A 19,641-nucleotide genomic window follows, 5' to 3' on the forward strand; every position below is an offset into this window, starting at 1 on the left:
CATGGGCTTCCCTTGCGATGAAATTCTCAGAAATCATAGCAAGGGTATGTCCGGGCGTTTTTACACACTCTGGGCCAAAAGCGGACGGTCACCCAGTGAATAAATCTGCCCCCTTTTCCACCCACCTGGTTTCGTGATGGGGCTGGCTTCACCCGTCCTGACGGAGAGAGCCTGGCTAATTGCCGATGAGACGGAGTACTCGCCATATGGTGAGTGCCCGTCTCATGTCGGATTTACTTATTCATCGCCTGGTAATGCTCTCCATATCCTGACTCTTCGAAAATCAACCTCAAGCCGTCCTTGAATATTTGATGGTCAAATTCTTTGATATCAAAAATATTTTGTCCCAACGAATGGGATTCTCGATTCATATATCTGTAGAACGTCACGAACTTATCGCCTGACAGGGCTGGTTTTTGGAAAACATTATTAAAGTCTTTCTTTTGAACAAAATTAAAGAAGTATTCGACAATGTTGCGCATGCAGTTTGCAATTAGCGCAGGCGGTGAGGCTTGGTCCTTTATAATTGACCAGTAAGACTGGTAATCATTCTGGATTCCCTCATAGCTCATTGAAATTACAGAGCTTCCATTTGCATTTTTGATAATCCTGAAAAGATGCTGCGTCTCGGCCCGTTTCTCTTTGTTAGTGTGCGTTAGCTCATAGAAAAAATACAGGCTATGAGTCAGGACAAAAACTTGGGCATAGCTTTTATCATTGATGAAGTATCTTTTAATCAACTGCCCGACATTGAAAACATAAAGGTGTGAAAGGCTTGAGATCGGGTCATCAATCACCACTACTTTCGTCTGCGGGACGGCATCGGCCGTCTTCTGCCCTTTACAAAGCTCAATGAAGTACAGAAAGCTAATGACTGTTTTCTCGCCCTCACTTAGCGAGTGAAATGCGTTCCCTTGATCACTGGCCCTTGAAACGCGATAGAAGTTCTCGCCATGTGGTATCACAGAAAAACCATCGATGCCGATCTCTACCAGTCCGCGATTTATATTTTCGATAGATTCTTCGATATTAACAGTTTGTTTTCTAAGATTAGAAATTTTGAGATTGGAGGCTCCGATAGATTCATTTATTTTGCTGGCGGCTTGGCTGATTTGGCTGGCCTCATATTTAATGTCAGTGGCCGATTGAGAGTAGGCAGAAATGGTTTGATCGTAGTCCCAACGCATCAAAGCCCAAAAACGAGCCTTTATATCGTCCCGAGTTTTTTTCTTGTTCGTGAGTTTGTCATTATGCGATTCGATCAATGTGTTCAGGTCGTTGAGCAAACCGTTAAGCACATCAACAGTTGCCTTGGTGTCGGTAAGACTAACTGCCGCGCTCGGGCTCTTGACCTTGCTGCCAATAAGCAGGACGTTCTCGCGTATTGATGCTCTCAAAGCCTCAGATGCGATATTCCATGTTTCTACTAGTTCTTTACTCGCAAGCGCAGCGTTTGAGATGTCGTGGAGGTTCAAGCTAGAGGTCAGTGTTTCATAGGTACTTTTCATTGACTCCAGCGAGTTAACATCAGCCTTGTAAGCCTCATCAAATACTGAACTTATGGACTCAATAAAACTTTTGGTGACCGTTTCTTGCTGGCAAAAGGGGCATTCCTGCTGATCTTTGTCATTCGAAACGAACTGAAGGCCCTCTTTCACCCAATCAAAATTACCTGCCTTGGCTATGAACTCGGCGGCTGAACCTTCTTGACTGCCTACAATGATCTTCGACCAGAGCGAATTGTCCTCAATACTTAGCCAACCAGCAGAAATGTTTGGAATTTTATTATACGTAACAGCACCTTCACCTTCGATTGATGAGGCCTCAGCTTTTAAATCATCGGCCGTGTATTCCGGTGCAGCTTCTGGCAAGGGAAGCCCAAGAACGTGCTGAAAAAGAAGATCTGTCTTTTTCAAACCATCCATGCAGAACTCCAATACACGATCTCCACCAGCATACCTCGTTTTTATTTCCCAGATCTTTGTGCTCGCTTTCGATTTCTCTTGGCCTAATTTGGCAGAGTTTGCTGAAGAGGCTGCGGAGTTTTCCTGTTGCGCAGCACGATGTTTGTCCAGCTCTTTCGTTTCTGCTTCAATTCTTTGGAGTGCCACCTTGTTCTCTTTCGAAAGAGTAAAAATTCCTTTTAAATTATCTTCTTCGTAGAAGTAGTCGTTGAGAAAGCTTTGGTTATAGACTAGAAAATCACACGGCTGACTTAATTTTACACTGCATTTAGCAAACCGCGGCTCACTCTGGTTATATAGAAACTCGGAAATAGTGCTTTTCCCGGCTCCATTAAGCCCATAAATTAGCGATGTCTTTCTGGTTGGAGAGAGAATAGATTTGGATTTGTAGCTAGCGACGCCATCGATATTCAATTCCGTGATCACATCCTGACTCCCTTTTTCTAAGTGGCTTTGGGCCATTATTGTTGACAGCAAGGAGCATAGGCGACGACGGGAACACCTTCCTCATCTACTCTAGGCGAGGACAAAGATTTTTGGGCGTGTACAAACCTGGCTTGAGACCGAGCTAGAGCCTCTGCGGGGCGTATCAGACCCCTTTTTTCTAATAGATCATATGCCTAGGCGCTGAGTGGATGTCCACAGCTCTCACCAGCCACCCCTGGCTGCCTTTCACTACTGGCTGATCCGTATAGATCCATCGTTCATTTGCACGGAATAGGGGACAGAGTTACCTATTGGGTAACAGTCCACTTCTGGCCGATAGCTAGCGGTCACAAACGGCGGATTTCGGCCCAGCTTTTTAAGACAAGCAGAAACAAGTATTCAGCTTACTGTCTGTGACGTGCAACCCGCAGCAGTCGGCCGCTGAGGCGCAGGCCGTCACGCATATTCAGCCCCATTAATGCGAGATTGGTGGCCCCTGCGATCAGTTCGATTACCTGTACGAGGTAAAAACGCGTATCGAAGCTTCCCGCCGACGCCCATTGGTTAAGCACAATGGCGCACGGCATCAGAACCAGCAGGCCATTGGCGGCAATGAATGGCATGCGTTTCTTCTTCAAAGCGACCAGTCGTCCTTGTCGTTTCCGACTCATTAGCACTCCACTTGCACCGGTCGCAATCATTGCCGGTACCAGTATCCAAAGCCCGGGACTCACGATCAGGTGCTTGAGTGAGGCTATCGAGTGTCCGGATCCGATGAGTTCGACAAAAATAGTCGACAGAAAGAAGGTGGCGATGCAGGTCAGTGCCAGCGTGCTGGAGATCAAATGTAATCGTCTAAGCATTTATCTAATACCGTCAGACAGTTGGTTAATACTCAGGCCGTGCAGATATTCGACACAGCTACCTTGGTGAACAGATGCGGCATGGCCAAGGCACTTGAGGGATACCGCGCTAAGGCATTGGTGAATTCTGGATGATTGAAAGCATCGCGAAACCGCTCTACCGATTCCCATACGGCGTAATTCAAGAACATGTTGCTGCCACCGATGGCCTGATGGAGCTGCGTGGAGATGAAACCGGCACGTTGTTTCATCCAGTTGGCATCCAGCTCCCATGCGCAAAGGAGGTCAGGTATATCGTCTGCGTCGACAGTGAAGAGGTTGATCAATACCACTGGAGCTTCGCTGCATTGCAGCTGTTGAGTAATGGGCACGATCGGATCAAGGGGGCGGATAGAAAGCATGGCGACCTCTACATTGTAATCATGATGACAATTTGGGTTTCAGGTTCCAAACCTACTGCGATTGACATCATGGTGTCAACGTGGAAGGATTCGCGCCATGAAAAAGACAAACTACAGCCCCCCAGGACGCGCGATGAGCGATCTGGCTCTTGAGATCTTTCGAGCAAGTGCGCGTCTGCTTACTGCAGGCGATCGACTCGTCGCAGAGCTAGGTCTGACAAGCGCCCGCTGGCAACTACTGGGTACTATTGTTTACGCCGAACGAGCACAACCGGTTTCATGGATTGCTCGCGACATGGGGGCAAATCGGCAAAACGTTCAGCGGATCGTTAACGATCTGGTGAAGGATGGACTGCTGGAGTTTCAGCCGAACCCACACCACCGCAGGGCGCAGTTGGTTGTCCTGACTGAAGCTGGAAGAGAAGCATTCGATCTGGCGATGAATCTTCAGACGCCCTGGATTAATGAGCTGGCGGAGGGGTTGGACATCGATGCTATCCAGACTACCCATCAGGTTCTAAACCACCTGCGCAATAGGCTTGAGGAAGACCAGGCCGACTGACCCGGCCAGCCCCAGCATAGTCCAGCTTGCCAAAAGCTCAGGCAACAAAAGACCGGATCAGCTTGTAAATGGTGGTTCACAGACGTCCGCTTCTGGCCGATTCTGTTGAAAAAGTAGCTCCCCTGTTTGACCTGCGGCAAAATTGCTTCATTGGCCGGCGGGGGATCACAGAGCATGATGGGACAGTTATCGAGTGGGCAGGATCGGCTGTTTTACTCGTTCAACCTTGAAGATCACATCCCAGCCAATCATCTTCTGCGCAGCATTGATCGGTGTCTCGATCTGAGCGACCTGCGCCATTACCTCGCCGATTTCTATAGCCCGATTGGGCGTCCGTCGATTGATCCTGAGCTGATGATCCGCATGCTGATCGTGGGCTATTGCTACGGCATTCGCTCAGAGCGGCGGCTGTGCGAAGAGGCCCATTTGAACCTGGCGTATCGCTGGTTCTGCCGGTTAAGCCTTGAAGATGAAGTCCCCAACCACTCGACATTTTCCAAAAATAGACAAGGCCGTTTTCGGGACAGCGATCTGTTTCGCTGGTTGTTCAATGAAGTGCTGCGTCGTTGCATGGACGCAGGCTTGGTCAAAGGTGAAGGCTTTGCCGTGGACGCCAGCATCATCAAGGCGGATGCGAGTCGGCAGCGCGGCGTACCGGGTGATGAACAGATCAACTGGAGCGATCCGGCCCTGAGCACTCGCGCTGTGCGTGAGTACCTTGAAGGCCTCGATGAGGAGGCTTTGGCCGAAACGCTACCGAAACGCCTGTCGCTGACGGATCCTCAGGCCCGCTGGACCGCAGCTCCAGGTGGCCCAGCGTTCTACGCTTACTCCACGAATTATCTGATCGATACCGAGCACGGCGTGATCATGGATGTGGAACCCACACCGGCTCATCGAACCGCAGAAGTCGAGAGCACCAAGACAATGATCGATCGGGTCGAAGCGCAGTTCGACATCAAGCCGGAACGCCTCATTGGCGACACCGCTTACGGTACCGCGCCGATGCTGGCCTGGATGGTGGAGGAAAAGAACATCGAGCCACATGTGCCGATGTGGGACAAAACCGAACGCAAGAACGACAGTTTTTCGAGCAACGATTTCCGCTGGAATGAAGAGACTGAGGAATACTGCTGCCCGGCTGGCAATGCATTACGTAGCGAATGGCGAGCCTTCAAGAACGAGCGTTCGCACGTCACCAAAGCCAACACCATCATCTTCCGATCCAGGCAGAGCGACTGCGTTGCCTGTCCGATGAAAGCCAAGTGCTGCCCGAACACTGCGTTCCGCAAGATCGCCCGCAGCGTCCATGAAGCCGCGCGCGATGTGGCTCGGCGAATCGCAACGACACCTGCGTACGTGCGCTCTCGCCACGAACGTAAGAAGGTCGAAATGTTGTTTGCCCACCTCAAGCGCATCCTGAAATTGGATCGCTTGCGACTACGTGGCATGAGTGGCGCGACGGATGAATTCACGCTGGCCGCTGCGGTGCAGAACCTGAGACGGCTGGCTAAATTTACATCTCAAGGGCCACCTGCCACGGGATAGGTGCGCCCGCACTCAGCAAAAAACCTCAAATTAACCCACTAACTGAGCAGCAACGGTCAACGAAGGGCCGAGAAACCACTCAATGTGGTGAGTTGGTTCTAGTGCCTGAGTTCAGGCGAGCGGTAAATCCGACTTTTTCAACAGAATCGGCCGAAAGCTGCCTTTCCCAACCGCCATATGTCAAACGCCCCCCCCACACCACCAACCTCCCTTTTGTTGACACACACCGCCATTAACACAAAATCCCCCACCAACCACTCAACGTGCTCAACCCAAAAGGAGTCCCAATGCAGCGCGTGATGATCGTCGGTCAACCCGGTTCCGGCAAAAGTACGTTAGCGCGCAAGCTTGGCCAGCGTACGGGCTTGCCGGTGATTCATATCGATACCATCCACTGGCAACCCGGTTGGGTAGAACGCAGCTGGGACGAGAAGACGCGCTTTTGTAACGAGGTCTAGGCGCGTGATGTTTGATTGCGCCAATCGCGCCTTAGCTATTCACACGACACTCTCACAGGCGACAAATAACGTTGTGGTGAGCGTTTTGGCCCTGCGCTGGGCTGCGAAGCAGGCCCAATAAAGGTATTGGAACTCTTCTGTTGGTACTCAGCGTTTGGTCTCAGGGCTGCTTCGCAGCCCAGCGCAGGGCAAGCCTGCTCACCACAAAAACCTGATGTTCTCAGGTTATGTTTTCACTGAACGGGTTGTGTAGAGACTCTTACCCCAATCGCACCTTGAGCAAACCCGGCTAGGCACGCGCGCCCCGCTATAGTCGACTCTATCGCCGACCGCCCTTCCAGGAGTTTCTCCCAGTGTCCGAGACGCCGACCCAACGCGCCTACACCAAGCGCTTCAACGCCGTCCTCGCCTACATCCAGGCCAACCTCGAAGGCGACCTGTCGGTGAATACGTTGAGCCGGGTGGCGAATTTTTCGGTGTTTCACTTCCATCGACAGTTCACCGCGTTTGTCGGCGTGCCGGTGTCGCGTTATGTGCAACTGATGCGCCTGCGTCGTGCGGCCCATAGCCTGGCAACCGCTGCCGATTATTCGGTGCTGGAGGCCGCGCTCAGTGCCGGTTTCGATAGCCCGGAGGCATTTAGCCGGGCGTTCCGGCGGGCGTTCGGTATGGCGCCGAGTGCGTTCAGGAAGGCGCCGAACTGGCAGACCTGGAATGCGGTGTTCGCTATCCCTCACTTTTCCAGGACGATCATCATGCAATTACGCATCGTAGAATTTCCCCACACCCAGGTGGCCGCGCTTGAGCATTGCGGGCCCGCCGGGCTGGTCGACCAGACGACCAGCCGATTTATCCAATGGCGCAAGCAGAGCGGCCAGTCGCCGGTGGCGTCGAGCCGCACGTTTGGCATTCCCTATAACAACCCCGATACCACTGCGCCCGAGGCGTTTCGCTTTGCTATCTGTGGCGAGATTGACGAGGCGGTGGCGCCGAATGGGTTTGGCGTGCATGCGCGCATCATTCCTGCCGGGCGCTGCGTGGTGGTGCGGCATGTGGGCTCGCCGGATCATATCGGCGAAACGATTTATCCGATTTACCGCGATTGGCTGCCTGCCAGCGGCGAGGAGCTTCGCGACCACCCGCTGTTCTTCCATTACCTGAGCGTCTACCCCGAGACGCCGCAGGATCAATGGCAGACCGATGTGTATGTGCCGCTGCGCTAGCGGACCGATCAAGCCCGCTGGGTTTCCTGGCGCAACGCATCGAGGTGACGTTGCGCATGGGCGGCCTGGCAATAGGCGTTGAGGATCTCTGCGATATGGTCGCAGTCCAGGGTGCGGCCGCCCTGCATCAGGCCGGCGGACTGGATGCGGATCTGCGGCTGGGGCTTTTTCAGGGCCAGGGCCTGGTTGCCGAACAGCTGTCGCGCGGAGCGATGGACAGGCAGGGGCGCATCGGCACGCAAAATCAGTTTCTGCACCGTCAGCCAGCCTTCCTCACTGATGGAGACGTCGACAATGTCCACCAGATCCACTGGCGCGCTGAGGGTGTCCACAAACAGCTGGCGGCGGGTCAGGCGCATAAAGGCGTGTTGCCCGGCGTTGCGGTGCTGCCAGGTGAGCAGCACGAACACCACGGCCATCACTGCGGCACACACGCCAAGGCCGGTGGAGCCCCGGTGCAGCGCGAACCCCAGCAGCGCCAGGGAAATCAGTAAAAACAGCGGACCGCGCACCTTGTACCGGCGCGAGTTGGTGAATTCGGTCTGCTCGGGTACGCGCTGGATAACCTGCTCAAGTTCGGCGACCGCACGCTTGCGTTGAGCGTCGCGGGAGTCGGCATATTCCTGGCTGAGTGCACCGGCGAGATCCGCCAGCGGATCGGTGGGTTGGGTCATGGTCATTCTCCTTGGACGGTTGATATCGGCGGTGATACGGGCTGTGTGGCAGCCGACGACGCCGTACGGGTGAGTTGGCTGAACCAGTGTCGGTCGTGTTCGGTGGGCACACGGGTGGCCTCGGCCAGCAGGGCTTCATCCAGCGTGACGCCCAGTTGCTGAAGGCGTAATGCCGTGGGCGGGTGCGTATCGAAAGGGTGGGCGATGGCGTGATCCAGTGCTGCCTCGTTCAGGCGCAGCGGGGTATGGCGCAGATGGTCGGCCAATGCCTGGATCAGGTTGGGGTGACGCTCGCTGAGCAGCGTGTTGATTTCAGCGTCCAGCGCGATCACCCGTAACAGCGCTTGGCAGAACAGCCGCTCGCCACCGATGTTGCCGCCCACCCGATCCGCGACCAGTTCTTGAGCGCGGCCCCAGTGATGCACCGCCAGTTGAAAGTGGTGCAGGAAACGCTGCGTCATCCAGATCGCCGGACGCTCGATCCAGGCCGGGTCGGCATCTTCAGCGCGGATAAACGCACAGTGCAGACACATCAGGCTGAAATGCGCGCCGATTTCGCTGCCGCGCTCGGTGTCGCGACTGCTGAAATGGCCCAGCTCATGACCGATGATGGATGCCGTCTCGGCCTGGCTCAGGGTCGAGAGGTAGGTCAGCGGCAGGTAAAGGGTGCGCCCGCTGAGCGAGTCGCCGGGCGGTTGCAAGAGCACATCGACGCTGGTGACGAAAAACGATTGGTCGATGCCCACCACGATATGGTCGGGCACCGGCGCGCCGGTGGCGGTGGCCAGTTGTTCAATCCACGCCCACAAGGCCGGAGCCTTGTCGCGCCCGATGCTTTGCCCCAGAAACGCCGAGGACGGGCTATCCAGGGCATGCCATTGCTGGCGCAGACGCCCGATCAGCAAGCATCCGGCCCACAGCACGGCAACCACCGGCACTGCCACCAGCAGCATGAACCAGCCACCGGCCTTGAAGTGGCTCCAGCCCCAGCTCAGTTCATACAACAGGCTCAAGGCCAATGCCCCCACCAATAGCGCGGTGTACGCCGCCAGCCAATGCCCCAAGGCACGCCAGCAGAGAAACAGGCGGTGGTAGAGAAAATCCCTGGACTTCAGCGCGCGCCAGGCATCCAGCCGCAGCTTGAGCCACGTCGCGGGCCCGGCCACGAATGCGGCGAGGGCCAGCCAGTAGGCCAACCCAGCCAGCACCTGACGCACGCGCAGCCAGGCATAGTCACTGCCGACACTCTGTGCTTCGCGCAGCACGTCATCGACACGCCCGCTTTGCACACTGGCCCAGCCCATCAATACCAGCGGCAGCAGCAACATCGTCAGCGGCCACGACCACCGCGCGAATCGGCCCATGGCTCAGTTGGCCTGCAAATAATCGGTCAAAAAGGCCTGTGCATTGCCTTGGCTGGACAGGAACTCGTCATAACCGACGTTCAGCGTCTGCGACTCGCCGGGCAAGTACAGTTCGCCCCAACCTTGTTGCAGCACCAGCACCACGAACTTCTGACCGTCCACGGTGGTGGAATAGCGGGTGTCCTTGCTGGTCTTTTCCACGGCCATCTTCTGGATCTTCATGTTCCAGTCATGGTCCACGCCCTCTAGCTGCACCAGCGCCTGATTGTCGCTGCGCGCACCGATACGCAGGGTCCAGACTTTCACGCCGCCTTCACCGGCATAGGCCAGCACTTTTTCCGCGACTTCCGGGCGGTTGTCAGCATGGGCGAGCCCCGCGATCACGGCCAGAACCAAGCCCAGCAGCGCTGCCCACTTGCGATACATCAACATTTGCGGCTTCCTCGACAGTTCAAAGCCGACCATTGAAATCAACGCTTGGCCGCCTGCCAAGCGGGCCGGCCGTGGCGCACAACAATAAGGCCGTGACTCACAACAACTGATCGGCCTGCCCGATGTCGATATCATGCAACGCTGCCCACCAGCTCTAACGGACGCTTTTGCCAATGGACCGCCGCAACCCCTACTTGGACACCCGCTTCTGCTTCGATCACCCGGAGGCCCTGGACCAGGCCGGTGTATTCGATGACAGCGCACGGCAGGTCATGGGCAGCGCGATCGGCCATTACCGCGCGCAGACGGTGCGGCCACATGTGCAATATTTCGACTGCGACTTGCAGTTTCCCGAGCCGTTGCGCATCCACAAAGTGCTGCCCGACAGCGTGTGCATCGTGCAGGTGCTGGGTGGTCAATGGCAGCATCGGGTGGACGGTCGGCTCAATCAATACACCCCCGGCGCGCCCCATGTACTGGGCTTGAGCGAAAGCATGGAAGCCATGGACCAGATGCCTGCCGGCAGCCGTGCGCGCATGGCGGGGCTGCGCATCGGCGGCGACTATCTACGCGAATTGGCCGAAGAAGACCCGTCACTGCAACCGCTGGCCAGGCTGCTCGACGATGGCATGCACTTTTCGGAGTTGCATGGCTGTCGCGCCGTCGGGCGTTTGTTCGAGCGCCTTTATCACTCGCCCTACCAAGGGGCGTTGGAGCGGCTGAATCAGGAAAGCCTGAGCCTGGCCGTGCTGGTCGAGTTGGCGACGCATCTGGCGCCGCAGCCAGCCAAGCCCATGGTCCCGCTGCGCAGCCATTCGGACCTGGCACACGAGGCACGCTTCAAGCTCGACGCCAACCTGATGAACCCACCCGGTACGCTGGCGCTGGCACGGGAACTGGGCGTGGGCGAAACCACCCTGAGACGCGCCTTCAGCCGCGTGTACGGCCAGTCGATGCTCAATTACGTGCGCCAACAACGCCTGGAACTGGCGCGCACCCTACTGCGCCAGCGCAAATGGCACGTCGCGCAGATTGCCCACCGCCTGGGCTACGCCAACCCTGCCAACTTCAACCATGCCTATAAGGCGTATTTCGGTCATCCGCCGGGGGCTGAATCCTAGAATTGGCACAAGGTGTTTTGGGGCACGCAAATCGGCTACTGTCGTGGGCTTCCCTCTTTCGCCGGATGGCCAGCAATGGATCTGAAATTCAGTCACGTCGATATCTTGGTCGAGGACCTCGACGAGGCGTGCGCTTATTACGCCAACATTCTTAATGCGCGCATCTCCACGACTCAGGTCTGGGAACGCGGCGGCCTGCATGTGCGCTATGCGGTAGCGCTGATGGGCCAGGAGCGTTTTATGCTGGTACAGCCGTTGGCCGGCAACCTGCGGATGCTGTTGGACACTCACGGTGAGGGCATGATTTACCGGCATTGCTACACCACGCCGGACATCGAGGTGGCTTACGCCGAACTGGTCGCCAAGGGTGTGCAGCCCGAGGACGAAAACGGCCTACCGTTGGCCCTGGAGGACCTGCAATCGCCGGCGGGCACGCGCATCATCTGGCTGCCCAAGCGTTTCGGGCACTTCTCCATCGAAATCCTTGAGGAGCAAGGGCTTGAGGCGTTTATGGTGGCGGCATTTGCCTGAACCTCAACGCGGGCCTTTGTTCTCCGACAGGCAGTTGCCGCCGTCGATCACCAGCAGTTCGCCGGTGATGTAGCTGGCCTCCGGCGACGCCAGAAACACCACCGCTGCCGCGACCTCATCCGGCCTGCCGGCACGCCCCACGGGCACATACTGAGCGGCGGCGATTTCTTCGGCGGTGCTGGACTGCGTCGCGATCCACCCCGGCGCCACCGAGTTCACGGTGATGCCAAAGGGCGCGACTTCCAACGCCAGGCTCATGTTCATACCCACCATGCCGGCTTTGGCCGCCGCATACGCCGCCTCGCCAGGGTTGCTGACCCGGGTGCCGGTGGTGGAGCTGACCTGTACAATGCGCCCGTAACGACGCTGCTGCATCCCCGGCAGGACCGCGCGAGTCAGCAGAAACGCCGTGGTCAGGTTGCGCGCGATTGACGCATTCCAAGCATCGAGGCTCATGCTGGCCACCTCAGCGAAAGCTTCGGCGTCGCCCTGCATCGCCATGCCCGCGTTGTTCACCAGCACATCGATTCGACCCCAGCACGACTCAGCCCACGCCACCAATTGCGCGACCTGATCGGCTTGGGTGAGGTCCGCCGCACGCCCTTGCACCTCGTAACCCTCCTCGCTCAATTGCGCGACGCGCTCGTGGATGCGGGCACTGCTGCCGGTGATGATCAGCTTTGCCCCCGCCGCTCCCAGCCGCCGCGCAATTGCCAGGCCAATCCCCTGCTCACTGCCAGCGCCACTCACCAGCGCGACCTGGCCCTTCCAGTCGTTCACCATTGCACAGCTCCTCGCGGTTACCTGGACAGACTGCTCGCGCCCTCCATGGCGCCGATCACTCCACCTCGTCCGACGGCGCGCCGTACGCCTCCCCAATCTCAACCCGGTCGGCCTTGAGCCAACCGGTGTAGTCCTCGCCATCCTTGGCCACGAAATTCACTTGCACCCAGGTCTGGTCTTCCAGCATGGCGTAGACCGTCAGGCCGTCACCGGGGATCACGAACAGCTTCTTGTTGGCACAAGCCTCATCCGGCGCGGTATGAAAATGCGCGCGCCCGGTGCCGATAACCTTGCCCTGCACCGCAGGATGAAATTCAGGCGCCGTGCCGGAGATTTTTTCCGCCATCGCGGAGCAGTCGACAGCGGCCTGAGACAGACCGCTGAACAAGCACAGGCATAACAGGCTGGAACGCAGAAGCATGGGGCGAATTCCGAAGGAGTTGATGGCGCAGGACAATAAAGCCAGAACCTATTGGATAATTCAGGGCCATGCCAGCGTTATCTCAGAAAACCTATCCCCGGCGAAGTTAAATCACCGTCTGGGCTCGCCGGGTTTCTGCGCGCTCGGGATACATCAGGTCCTCAATTTCTTGATACGTACGCTGAATGCCAGACACCGGCGCATCGGCCTCCATCTTGCGTACCTGGGCGGTGAACTTCATCCCTTCAGCGGAGTTGAAATCGAAGTTGGCAGGCATGTCTCTAATGAGGTATTCGGGCATGGTTTTCCACAAAACCAAATACGCCGCGGCAGGCGCCAACGCTTGCGAGACGAGGCCCTTGCGCACGAGATTACTGGCCAAGTTGTCGAATACCTCTTGCGGGGTGCTAGAAGCAAATGGCTTCAGTTGAATGCCCGCAAAATGAGTGGGGCTTGTGGGGTTGGCTGACGCTTCGGAGGAGCTGCCTTTCTCCAACAGACTGAAGGCCCCCGCCGCCGTGAGGTCAAAACTCGTCGGAGATTGATCACCGCCAAGCTGGCTCTTGAGCTTTTCTCCCAGTTTTTTTCCCAGCTCCTTGCCCAAAGGCGTATGGAGCAGCGCGCCCAGGCGAGCACTGGGAACGTTTGCCACTGAGTTCCAATCAGAATCACTGATTTGAAGACGCATTTGTTCAAGCGTGGGCAGGGGATTGAAGTTGTTCAAAATAGAACCATGGATGGCCGATTGCTTGGCGGTCTCGTACAGCCCCCCCTCTAGCGCAACAGAGGAATTAAGATCGTCGAAGAGCCGCGACGCGGCCGTCGAGTCGTCAACCCCTGGAGTGACGTAACTGGCCTGGGAGGTAGAGGATGTCGTTGGCGTGCTGTTAACCGTAGTCATGTGTTGGGACTCACTGTATTGACGGGAAAAATACAAACCGCTTCTTTCGAAGCGTCCCTTTGTAGTGGAGCAGCAACTGCGTACGTTCCGCCTTGATGTTTGCGAAACATTTACGCGTTATCGCTTTAAAGCGCTTCGTTGAGCAGCGCGCATTAATTGCAGTGATGATCACTATCGAACCACCGACCTGTTTAATCGCCAGACCGGCTTCCTATAATCGCCTCCACTTTCCTCCCCGCGTCCCCGTCGACTGACTTCAGTCGGCCCTCTCCCGGAACCCAACTTATGCCAAGCGCCAGCCAGGCCCCTCGTGGCCTTCCCGAACATAATCAGCAAAGCGTCAAACAACAGTGGTTGGCGATTCTGTCGGTCGCCGTGGGCGCCTTCGCCCTGGTTACCAGCGAATTTCTGCCGGTGGGGGTGCTCAATGACGTCGCCAGCGACTTAGGCATCAGCGCCGGCCACGCCGGGCTGATGGTGACGCTGCCCGGCATCATGGCCGCGCTGGCAGCGCCGTTGCTGTCGGTGAGTATCGGCGCGATGGACCGGCGCTATCTGCTGATCGGCCTGACGCTGATCATGATCATCGCCAACGCCGTCGTGGCCTATGCCAGCGACTTCAGCTTGTTGCTGTTCGGTCGTGTGTTACTGGGCATCAGCATCGGCGGCTTCTGGGCCACGGCCATTGCGCTGAGCGGGCGCCTGGCGCCCAAAGGGGTCGGCGTGGCGCAGGCGACTTCGATCATCATGGTCGGCGTAACCCTGGCCACCGTGCTGGGCGTGCCCGTCGGGACCTGGCTGAGCGGCCTGATGGGCTGGCGCATGACGTTTCTGGTTACCGCGTTGGTGGGCGTGCCGGTGCTGCTGGCGCAGATCTTCCTGCTGCCCCGGCTCACCCCGGAGAAAGCCATTCGCATCAGTGATCTACCTGCGCTGTTCATCAACCCACAGGCCCGGGTCGGCTTGATTGCCGTGCTGCTGATCGGCCTGGCGCACTTTGCCGCTTACACCTATGTGGCGCCGTTCTTCAAGCACAGCTCCGGCTTCGACGGGCCGACCATTGGCTCGCTGTTATTGCTGTATGGCGTGGCAGGCGTGATGGGCAATATCTTCGCCGGCTTCGCCGCCAACCGCAGCGTGCGCCACACTTTGTTGCTGGTGGCGCTGATGATCGGCACAAGCACCGCGCTGTTCCCGTACTTCGCCACCGGCCTGACCGGCGCCGCCATGCTGATCGCCTTGTGGGGCTTCGCCTTCGGCGCCTTTCCGGCCTGCGCGAGTATCTGGATGTTCGTCGTCGCCCCAAAGGACGTGGAGCGCGGCATGCCGCTGTTCGTCGCCTTGTTCCAGGTGATCATCGCCCTGGGCTCGTTCTTTGGTGGGCGCATCGTTGATCAGATGGGCAGCTCGGTGCTGCTCAGTATGGCTACGGGGCTGGTGGTGCTGGGCTTCGCCACGGTGCTGGTGCTGGGGCGCAGGGTCAGTAATGGGTTGGTGGCGCAGGCTTGCTGAACCGTCGGCACTGCGCTTGAGGCAGGGGGGCTGATGCGCCGTCATCGTGAAGGTCCCCTCTGCTGGCGACGTCTCAAGGATGCGACCGAAAGCCAGCTTTCACAGGCTCAAGCATCCAAACTATGCTAGCGGTACATCACCCTCCCCCACTGGTCCTACCCCATGACCCTCTCCCCAGATTTCACCCCTTGGTCCTCCCTGCTCGGCGGTGCCCTTATTGGGTTATCGGCCGGGCTGTTCATTCTGTTTAACGGCCGCATCGCCGGTATCAGCGGGTTGTTGGGCGGCCTGCTGTCACGCCATGGCGAGGGCCGTGGCGAGAAAGCGCTGTTCTTGACCGGCCTGCTGGTTTCTCCGTGGCTGTGGTCGCTGTTCGGTGAACTGCCGGCTTCGTCGTTTCCGGTCGGCGGTTTTGGGTTGGTGGTGGCAGGGTTGATGGTGGGGATCGGGACGCGCTATGGCGCCGGTTGTACCAGCGGGCATGGGATCTGCGGGCTGTCGCGATTGTCGCCACGTTCGATGGTGGCAGTGGGGTGTTTTATGGGCAGTGGCTTTGTCGGGGTCTATGTGATCCGCCATTGGCTGGGGGTTTGAACATGCGTCGACTGACGGCGTTACTGACTGGCCTGATCTTCGGCCTGGGACTGTACCTGAGCGGCATGACCAATCCCGCCAAAGTCATGGGGTTTCTGGATCTCGCAGGCGAATGGGACCCTTCGCTGGCATGGGTGATGGGCGGTGCGCTGATGGTCAGCGGCGTGCTGTTCTACTTCGCCCGACGGCGCAACATGTCGTTGCTGGGCGCGCCGATGCAGATGCCCACGCAGAGCCGCATCGACAAACGCCTGGTGCTGGGCAGCCTACTGTTCGGCATGGGCTGGGCGATTGCCGGCTTGTGCCCCGGGCCGGCGATAGCGCTGGTGCTGACGGGGCAGTGGCAGGTGCTAGTGTTCGTACTCGCCATGCTGGTGGGCATGGGAATATTCGAAGGGCTTGAATCGCGCCGGCGGCGTTGACTCGCCCGCCGCGCTTCAATCCTTGGCCTGTGACAACGGCCTGGCCACGCTTTCCAATGCTTGCCGTTCCGCCGCCACGCCCCAGATCGCCTGCACCAGCGCCGCGCCGCACATCAATGCGGCGCCGATCAGATAGCCGATCAACAGGCTGCCACGCTGCTGTGTCTGGATCAGTTGCCCGAACAGGGTCGGCCCGATAATCCCGCCCAGCCCGGTACCGAAGGCATAAAACACCGCGATGGCCAACGCGCGGATTTCCAGGGGAAAGGTTTCGGCAACGGTCAGGTAGGCCGAGCTGGCCGCAGCCGACGCGAAGAAGAAGATCACCATCCACGCTATGGCTTGCTGGGTCACATCGAACCAGCCTTGCGCAAAGGCGTAACCGCTCAGGGCCAGCAACACGCCAGACACCGCATAGGTGAGGCTGATCATCACGCGCCGGCCAATCACGTCGAATAGCCGCCCCAACAGCAGCGGCCCACAGAAATTGCCCAGGGCCAACGGCAGCACATACCAGCCAACCTGTTCGGCGGGCACTTGGTAGAAGTCAGTCAAGACCAGCGCGTAGGTGAAGAAGATCGCATTGTAGAAAAACGCCTGGGCGGTCAGCAGGGTCATGCCCACCAGCGCCCGGCGGCGAAAGCTGACGAACAGGGTGTAAAAGATTTCACCCAAGGGCGTGTGATCGCGGGGGTGCAACCGCAAAGCCGGGCTGTTGACCGCCGGCAGTGTGTGGCCCTGGTCGCGCAGGCGGGCTTCGATACCTTCGACGATGCGCAGGGCTTCGTCGTGCCGGCCGTGAATCAGCAACCAGCGCGGGCTTTCCGGCAACCACAGGCGCATCACCAGAATAATCAGGCCCAGGGCCGCACCGATGCCGAAACACAGGCGCCAGCCGAGGTCGCCGCCGACCACGTTAGGGTCGAGCAACACAATGGCCCCACCGGCACCCAGCGCCGCCCCCAGCCAGAAGGTGCCGTTGATGGTGAGGTCGACCCAGCCGCGATAACGCGCCGGGGTGAATTCCTGAATGGTCGAATTGATCGCGGTGTACTCGCCGCCGATGCCCATGCCGGTGAGAAAGCGAAACAGCAAAAAGCTCTCCAGGCTGAATGAAAACGCGGTGGCCGCCGTAGCGCCGATGTACAGCCACAAGGTAATGAAGAACAGTTTGCGCCGCCCCAGGCGATCGGTGAGCCAGCCGAACAACAGCGCCCCGAGCACGGCGCCAGCGATGTACACGCCGCCGGCCAGGCCGATGTCGAAATTGCTCATGCGCAGTTCGGGGCTGGCCTTCAGCGCGCCGGACACTGAGCCGGCCAAGGTCACCTCCAGGCCGTCGAGCAACCAGGTGATCCCCAGCGCGAACACCAGCAAGGTGTGAAAGCGGCCCCAGGGCAAGCGGTCGAGGCGCGCCGGCAGGTCGGTTTCAAAGACGGTGCCGGGCTTACCGGCGGGCAGGTGTAGATCGGTCATCGCGACATCCCTGGTGCAGAACCTTACGAAATAGGAGCCAAGCGGCGCCGCAGGAGTTCAAAGTCTTGGAACGCGGCACACCTTGCCGTAGTCGGAACAACACCTCCCGGCAAAGAACCTGGCCCATGCCCTTCAAATCCTCCGCCCTCGCAACCCTCTTCACATTGGCCGCCAGCGCAGCCGCCTGTGCCCAGGAGCCCCTGCGCCTGGAAAACCTCAAGCGCTGCGGCGACCTGCTGGAAAACCGCGAGCAGGACTGGTGCCTCAGCGTCCGCGGGCTGGGCGCTGCCACGCCGCAGTTGAAACTGGCGGGTAAGGCCCTGCCCGCGCCAACCGTCGTGCGTGACAGCAACACCCTGCGCCTGCGCCTCGACAGCAGCCACTACCAGAGCGGCCCGTTATGGCTGGAGGACGGCCCGCGCACCAGTAACGCGGCATGGCTCACTCTGCGCCACAGCCATGTGATGGCCGCCCGCCCGGATGAAGTGGCAAAGAACATGGACGGCCTGACCACCTATGTGGACCTGGTCAGCGTGCTGATCGAGGAAGACCAGAACGGCCGCCAGGAAGCCGAGCGCCTGGCCCGTAAATACGGGGCGACGGTGGTTGGTGCCATCGCGCCGCTGAATGTCTACCAACTACGTTTGCCCGCCAAAGACCTGATGCAGCGTGACGCGCTGGTGCTGCGCCTGGGCAGCGAGACCGGGGTAGATGCGGTGGTGATCGAAGAGTCGGGCGCCGAAGAACAGGAGCAGGCCGCGCCACAGGCCACGCCGAGCAAGCCTGCGCCGGACTCCGATGAGTGGGCCGCCAACCGTTTTCTCGACGCGGTGGCCTACTATCAGCGGCGCATCCCTGGGCACCACACACCGATCACGCCACAACCAATTCGCATCGGCGTGATCGAACGCGGCGTGGATTTCGACACCGCGGACTTCGCCGACGACCTCGGCGCATGCACGGGGAAGCGTACCTGCGTGTACGCTCGCGACACCTCCAAGCCCGACAGCCATGGCACTACCGTCACCGGCATCCTCGCGGCGCGCTGGGACAAGGGCGGCAACCGGGGCTTGCTGAGCGGTCTGGATAAGGCCAGCGGCGGCTTCGAGGTCATCGTTGACCGCAACTCCGACGCCGGCATCACCGCCAACATCGCCGCCTCGGTCAACCTGGTGGAGGACGGCGTGCGGGTGCTGAACTGGAGCTGGGGTATCCATCGCGTCGGCACTCAAGACGTCAACGGCAAGGAGGTCGATTCCCTGGTGCGCTCGGGCATCGCCATGAGCGGCTACGAGGAACTGCTGGAGGAATTTTTCCTGTGGCTGCGCAAGGAACATCCCGACGTGATCGTGGTGAATTCCGCGGGGAATGGCTCGGCGTTCTCCGGCACCGATGACTATCGCCTGCCCTCCTCGTTTATCACCGAGCAACTGTTGGTGGTGGGCGGGCACCAGCGCAGCGAGCGCACTGACGTGGGGGTGGATGATCCAGGCTATGCGGTCACCCGCAGCTCATCGAACGTGGATATGCGCGTGGACATCACCGCCGCAGCCTGCACCCACGCTTCGACGCCGGGGGCCGACGAACAAGGCGCCGTGCATTGCGGCACCTCGTACGCGACGCCAATGGTGGCCGGCCTCGCGGCGGCGATGCTGTCGATTAACCCGCAGTTGCAGCCCGAGCAACTGCGCATGCTGCTGCGCCGTAGCGCCATGACCATCGGTGATCAGCATGATTTCGAACGCAGCGACGCCCAAGACCTCACCGCGCCAATCCTGCCCTCGGAGCGCAACTACCAGCTTGACGACAAAGACGTAGGACGCTCGGCCCGCCTGGACATGCAAAAGGCCCTGGACCTGGCGGTGCAGAGCCGCACGCGGGTGCGCTGACGCGCACAATCGTGCAAGCCCGTTTGGCCATCGCGTCGATAGTCTGGTCATCCTATAAATGATCAGAGGCTTCGTG

Annotated in this window: 19 protein-coding genes and 1 pseudogene; 10 read left to right on the forward strand and 10 right to left on the reverse strand. The window is 58.8% G+C overall.

From position 1 onward, the window contains the following. Nucleotides 1–233 precede the first annotated feature (233 nt). The 3 genes from ACFZPT_RS23340 to ACFZPT_RS23350 all read right to left on the reverse strand — a co-directional run bounded on the left by ACFZPT_RS23340 (nucleotide 234) and on the right by ACFZPT_RS23350 (nucleotide 3,654). Entirely contained in the window at nucleotides 234–2,390 is a 2,157-nt protein-coding gene (locus ACFZPT_RS23340) for an AAA family ATPase (RefSeq protein ID WP_379555797.1), read from the reverse strand. 404 nt (nucleotides 2,391–2,794) lie between these two features. Then, complete coding sequence (locus ACFZPT_RS23345; protein WP_249745108.1) at nucleotides 2,795–3,235, reverse strand: hypothetical protein; 441 nt, start codon at nucleotides 3,233–3,235, stop codon at nucleotides 2,795–2,797. A gap of 50 nt (nucleotides 3,236–3,285) precedes the next feature. Next, complete coding sequence (locus ACFZPT_RS23350; protein ID WP_034114566.1) at nucleotides 3,286–3,654, reverse strand: antibiotic biosynthesis monooxygenase; 369 nt, start codon at nucleotides 3,652–3,654, stop codon at nucleotides 3,286–3,288. 97 nt (nucleotides 3,655–3,751) lie between these two features. Between ACFZPT_RS23350 and ACFZPT_RS23355 the strand changes: the two genes are divergently transcribed. From ACFZPT_RS23355 to ACFZPT_RS23370, 4 genes and pseudogenes are all read left to right on the forward strand, one after another. After that, complete coding sequence (locus ACFZPT_RS23355; protein ID WP_034114568.1) at nucleotides 3,752–4,216, forward strand: MarR family winged helix-turn-helix transcriptional regulator; 465 nt, start codon at nucleotides 3,752–3,754, stop codon at nucleotides 4,214–4,216. 174 nt (nucleotides 4,217–4,390) lie between these two features. Then, nucleotides 4,391–5,764 carry an IS1182 family transposase gene (locus ACFZPT_RS23360; RefSeq protein ID WP_034099228.1) on the forward strand — a complete coding sequence of 458 codons (1,374 nt, stop codon included), beginning with the start codon at nucleotides 4,391–4,393 and terminating at the stop codon, nucleotides 5,762–5,764. 287 nt (nucleotides 5,765–6,051) lie between these two features. Continuing rightward, nucleotides 6,052–6,219, forward strand: a pseudogene (locus ACFZPT_RS23365) (AAA family ATPase); the annotation flags it as partial. A 356-nt stretch (nucleotides 6,220–6,575) separates the two neighbouring features. Continuing rightward, on the forward strand, nucleotides 6,576–7,445 hold the full coding sequence (locus tag ACFZPT_RS23370; protein WP_034114570.1) for a GyrI-like domain-containing protein: 870 nt from the start codon (nucleotides 6,576–6,578) through the stop codon (nucleotides 7,443–7,445). Nucleotides 7,446–7,453: 8 nt separating this feature from the next. Here ACFZPT_RS23370 and ACFZPT_RS23375 read toward each other — a convergent pair whose 3' ends face one another. The 3 genes from ACFZPT_RS23375 to ACFZPT_RS23385 are packed head-to-tail and all read right to left on the reverse strand — an operon-like array spanning nucleotide 7,454 to nucleotide 9,915. After that, nucleotides 7,454–8,119, reverse strand: a complete 666-nt coding sequence (locus tag ACFZPT_RS23375; protein WP_052229585.1) for a hypothetical protein — start codon at nucleotides 8,117–8,119, stop codon at nucleotides 7,454–7,456. Between the two features lie 2 nt (nucleotides 8,120–8,121). Then, nucleotides 8,122–9,483, reverse strand: coding sequence for a M48 family metallopeptidase (locus ACFZPT_RS23380; RefSeq protein WP_052229586.1), 1,362 nt, complete (start codon nucleotides 9,481–9,483; stop codon nucleotides 8,122–8,124). A 3-nt stretch (nucleotides 9,484–9,486) separates the two neighbouring features. Beyond that, entirely contained in the window at nucleotides 9,487–9,915 is a 429-nt protein-coding gene (locus tag ACFZPT_RS23385; RefSeq protein WP_034114580.1) for a hypothetical protein, read from the reverse strand. A gap of 173 nt (nucleotides 9,916–10,088) precedes the next feature. Between ACFZPT_RS23385 and ACFZPT_RS23390 the strand changes: the two genes are divergently transcribed. Next, nucleotides 10,089–11,036 (forward strand): AraC family transcriptional regulator, encoded by a 948-nt coding sequence (locus tag ACFZPT_RS23390; protein ID WP_034114583.1) that lies wholly within the window; start codon nucleotides 10,089–10,091, stop codon nucleotides 11,034–11,036. A 75-nt stretch (nucleotides 11,037–11,111) separates the two neighbouring features. Next, nucleotides 11,112–11,567, forward strand: coding sequence for a VOC family protein (locus tag ACFZPT_RS23395; RefSeq protein WP_034114585.1), 456 nt, complete (start codon nucleotides 11,112–11,114; stop codon nucleotides 11,565–11,567). Nucleotides 11,568–11,570: 3 nt separating this feature from the next. Here ACFZPT_RS23395 and ACFZPT_RS23400 read toward each other — a convergent pair whose 3' ends face one another. The 3 genes from ACFZPT_RS23400 to ACFZPT_RS23410 form a co-directional block, all read right to left on the reverse strand. Continuing rightward, the gene (locus tag ACFZPT_RS23400) at nucleotides 11,571–12,350 is read right to left on the reverse strand and encodes an SDR family NAD(P)-dependent oxidoreductase (RefSeq protein WP_034114587.1); all 780 of its coding nucleotides are present in this window, start codon (nucleotides 12,348–12,350) and stop codon (nucleotides 11,571–11,573) included. A 55-nt stretch (nucleotides 12,351–12,405) separates the two neighbouring features. After that, nucleotides 12,406–12,771, reverse strand: coding sequence for a hypothetical protein (locus ACFZPT_RS23405; RefSeq protein ID WP_034114589.1), 366 nt, complete (start codon nucleotides 12,769–12,771; stop codon nucleotides 12,406–12,408). Between the two features lie 106 nt (nucleotides 12,772–12,877). After that, entirely contained in the window at nucleotides 12,878–13,672 is a 795-nt protein-coding gene (locus tag ACFZPT_RS23410; protein ID WP_034114591.1) for a hypothetical protein, read from the reverse strand. Between the two features lie 285 nt (nucleotides 13,673–13,957). On the opposite strand from ACFZPT_RS23410, the gene ACFZPT_RS23415 reads away from it, so the two are divergent. The 3 genes from ACFZPT_RS23415 to ACFZPT_RS23425 all read left to right on the forward strand — a co-directional run bounded on the left by ACFZPT_RS23415 (nucleotide 13,958) and on the right by ACFZPT_RS23425 (nucleotide 16,200). After that, nucleotides 13,958–15,184: an MFS transporter gene (locus tag ACFZPT_RS23415; protein WP_034099249.1), complete on the forward strand. Its 1,227-nt coding sequence runs from the start codon at nucleotides 13,958–13,960 to the stop codon at nucleotides 15,182–15,184. Nucleotides 15,185–15,346: 162 nt separating this feature from the next. After that, nucleotides 15,347–15,778 (forward strand): YeeE/YedE family protein, encoded by a 432-nt coding sequence (locus ACFZPT_RS23420; protein ID WP_034099251.1) that lies wholly within the window; start codon nucleotides 15,347–15,349, stop codon nucleotides 15,776–15,778. Between the two features lie 2 nt (nucleotides 15,779–15,780). After that, a complete protein-coding gene (locus ACFZPT_RS23425; protein ID WP_034114593.1) occupies nucleotides 15,781–16,200 on the forward strand; it encodes a YeeE/YedE family protein in 420 nt (139 codons plus the stop codon). Nucleotides 16,201–16,215: 15 nt separating this feature from the next. Here the strand turns inward: ACFZPT_RS23425 and ACFZPT_RS23430 are convergent, their stop codons facing one another. Next, complete coding sequence (locus ACFZPT_RS23430; RefSeq protein WP_034099255.1) at nucleotides 16,216–17,676, reverse strand: MFS transporter; 1,461 nt, start codon at nucleotides 17,674–17,676, stop codon at nucleotides 16,216–16,218. 125 nt (nucleotides 17,677–17,801) lie between these two features. Here ACFZPT_RS23430 and ACFZPT_RS23435 point away from each other — a divergent pair, with 125 nt between their 5' ends. Then, a complete protein-coding gene (locus ACFZPT_RS23435) occupies nucleotides 17,802–19,565 on the forward strand; it encodes a S8/S53 family peptidase (RefSeq protein ID WP_034114595.1) in 1,764 nt (587 codons plus the stop codon). Nucleotides 19,566–19,641 lie beyond the last annotated feature (76 nt).

The sequence above is a fragment of the Pseudomonas sp. MD330_10 genome (genome assembly GCF_042610415.1).
GTDB classification, from domain to species: Bacteria; Pseudomonadota; Gammaproteobacteria; order Pseudomonadales; family Pseudomonadaceae; genus Aquipseudomonas; species Aquipseudomonas rhodesiae.

Coding starts and splice junctions, on each gene's coding strand:
- ACFZPT_RS23350 (WP_034114566.1), bottom strand. CDS start 3,654: ATGCTTTCTATCCGCCCCCTTGATCCGATCGTGCCCATTACTCAACAG.
- ACFZPT_RS23355 (WP_034114568.1), top strand. CDS start 3,752: ATGAAAAAGACAAACTACAGCCCCCCAGGACGCGCGATGAGCGATCTG.
- ACFZPT_RS23360 (WP_034099228.1), top strand. CDS start 4,391: ATGATGGGACAGTTATCGAGTGGGCAGGATCGGCTGTTTTACTCGTTC.
- ACFZPT_RS23375 (WP_052229585.1), bottom strand. CDS start 8,119: ATGACCCAACCCACCGATCCGCTGGCGGATCTCGCCGGTGCACTCAGC.
- ACFZPT_RS23380 (WP_052229586.1), bottom strand. CDS start 9,483: ATGGGCCGATTCGCGCGGTGGTCGTGGCCGCTGACGATGTTGCTGCTG.
- ACFZPT_RS23385 (WP_034114580.1), bottom strand. CDS start 9,915: ATGTTGATGTATCGCAAGTGGGCAGCGCTGCTGGGCTTGGTTCTGGCC.
- ACFZPT_RS23390 (WP_034114583.1), top strand. CDS start 10,089: ATGGACCGCCGCAACCCCTACTTGGACACCCGCTTCTGCTTCGATCAC.
- ACFZPT_RS23395 (WP_034114585.1), top strand. CDS start 11,112: ATGGATCTGAAATTCAGTCACGTCGATATCTTGGTCGAGGACCTCGAC.
- ACFZPT_RS23400 (WP_034114587.1), bottom strand. CDS start 12,350: ATGGTGAACGACTGGAAGGGCCAGGTCGCGCTGGTGAGTGGCGCTGGC.
- ACFZPT_RS23405 (WP_034114589.1), bottom strand. CDS start 12,771: ATGCTTCTGCGTTCCAGCCTGTTATGCCTGTGCTTGTTCAGCGGTCTG.
- ACFZPT_RS23410 (WP_034114591.1), bottom strand. CDS start 13,672: ATGACTACGGTTAACAGCACGCCAACGACATCCTCTACCTCCCAGGCC.
- ACFZPT_RS23415 (WP_034099249.1), top strand. CDS start 13,958: ATGCCAAGCGCCAGCCAGGCCCCTCGTGGCCTTCCCGAACATAATCAG.
- ACFZPT_RS23420 (WP_034099251.1), top strand. CDS start 15,347: ATGACCCTCTCCCCAGATTTCACCCCTTGGTCCTCCCTGCTCGGCGGT.
- ACFZPT_RS23425 (WP_034114593.1), top strand. CDS start 15,781: ATGCGTCGACTGACGGCGTTACTGACTGGCCTGATCTTCGGCCTGGGA.
- ACFZPT_RS23430 (WP_034099255.1), bottom strand. CDS start 17,676: ATGACCGATCTACACCTGCCCGCCGGTAAGCCCGGCACCGTCTTTGAA.
- ACFZPT_RS23435 (WP_034114595.1), top strand. CDS start 17,802: ATGCCCTTCAAATCCTCCGCCCTCGCAACCCTCTTCACATTGGCCGCC.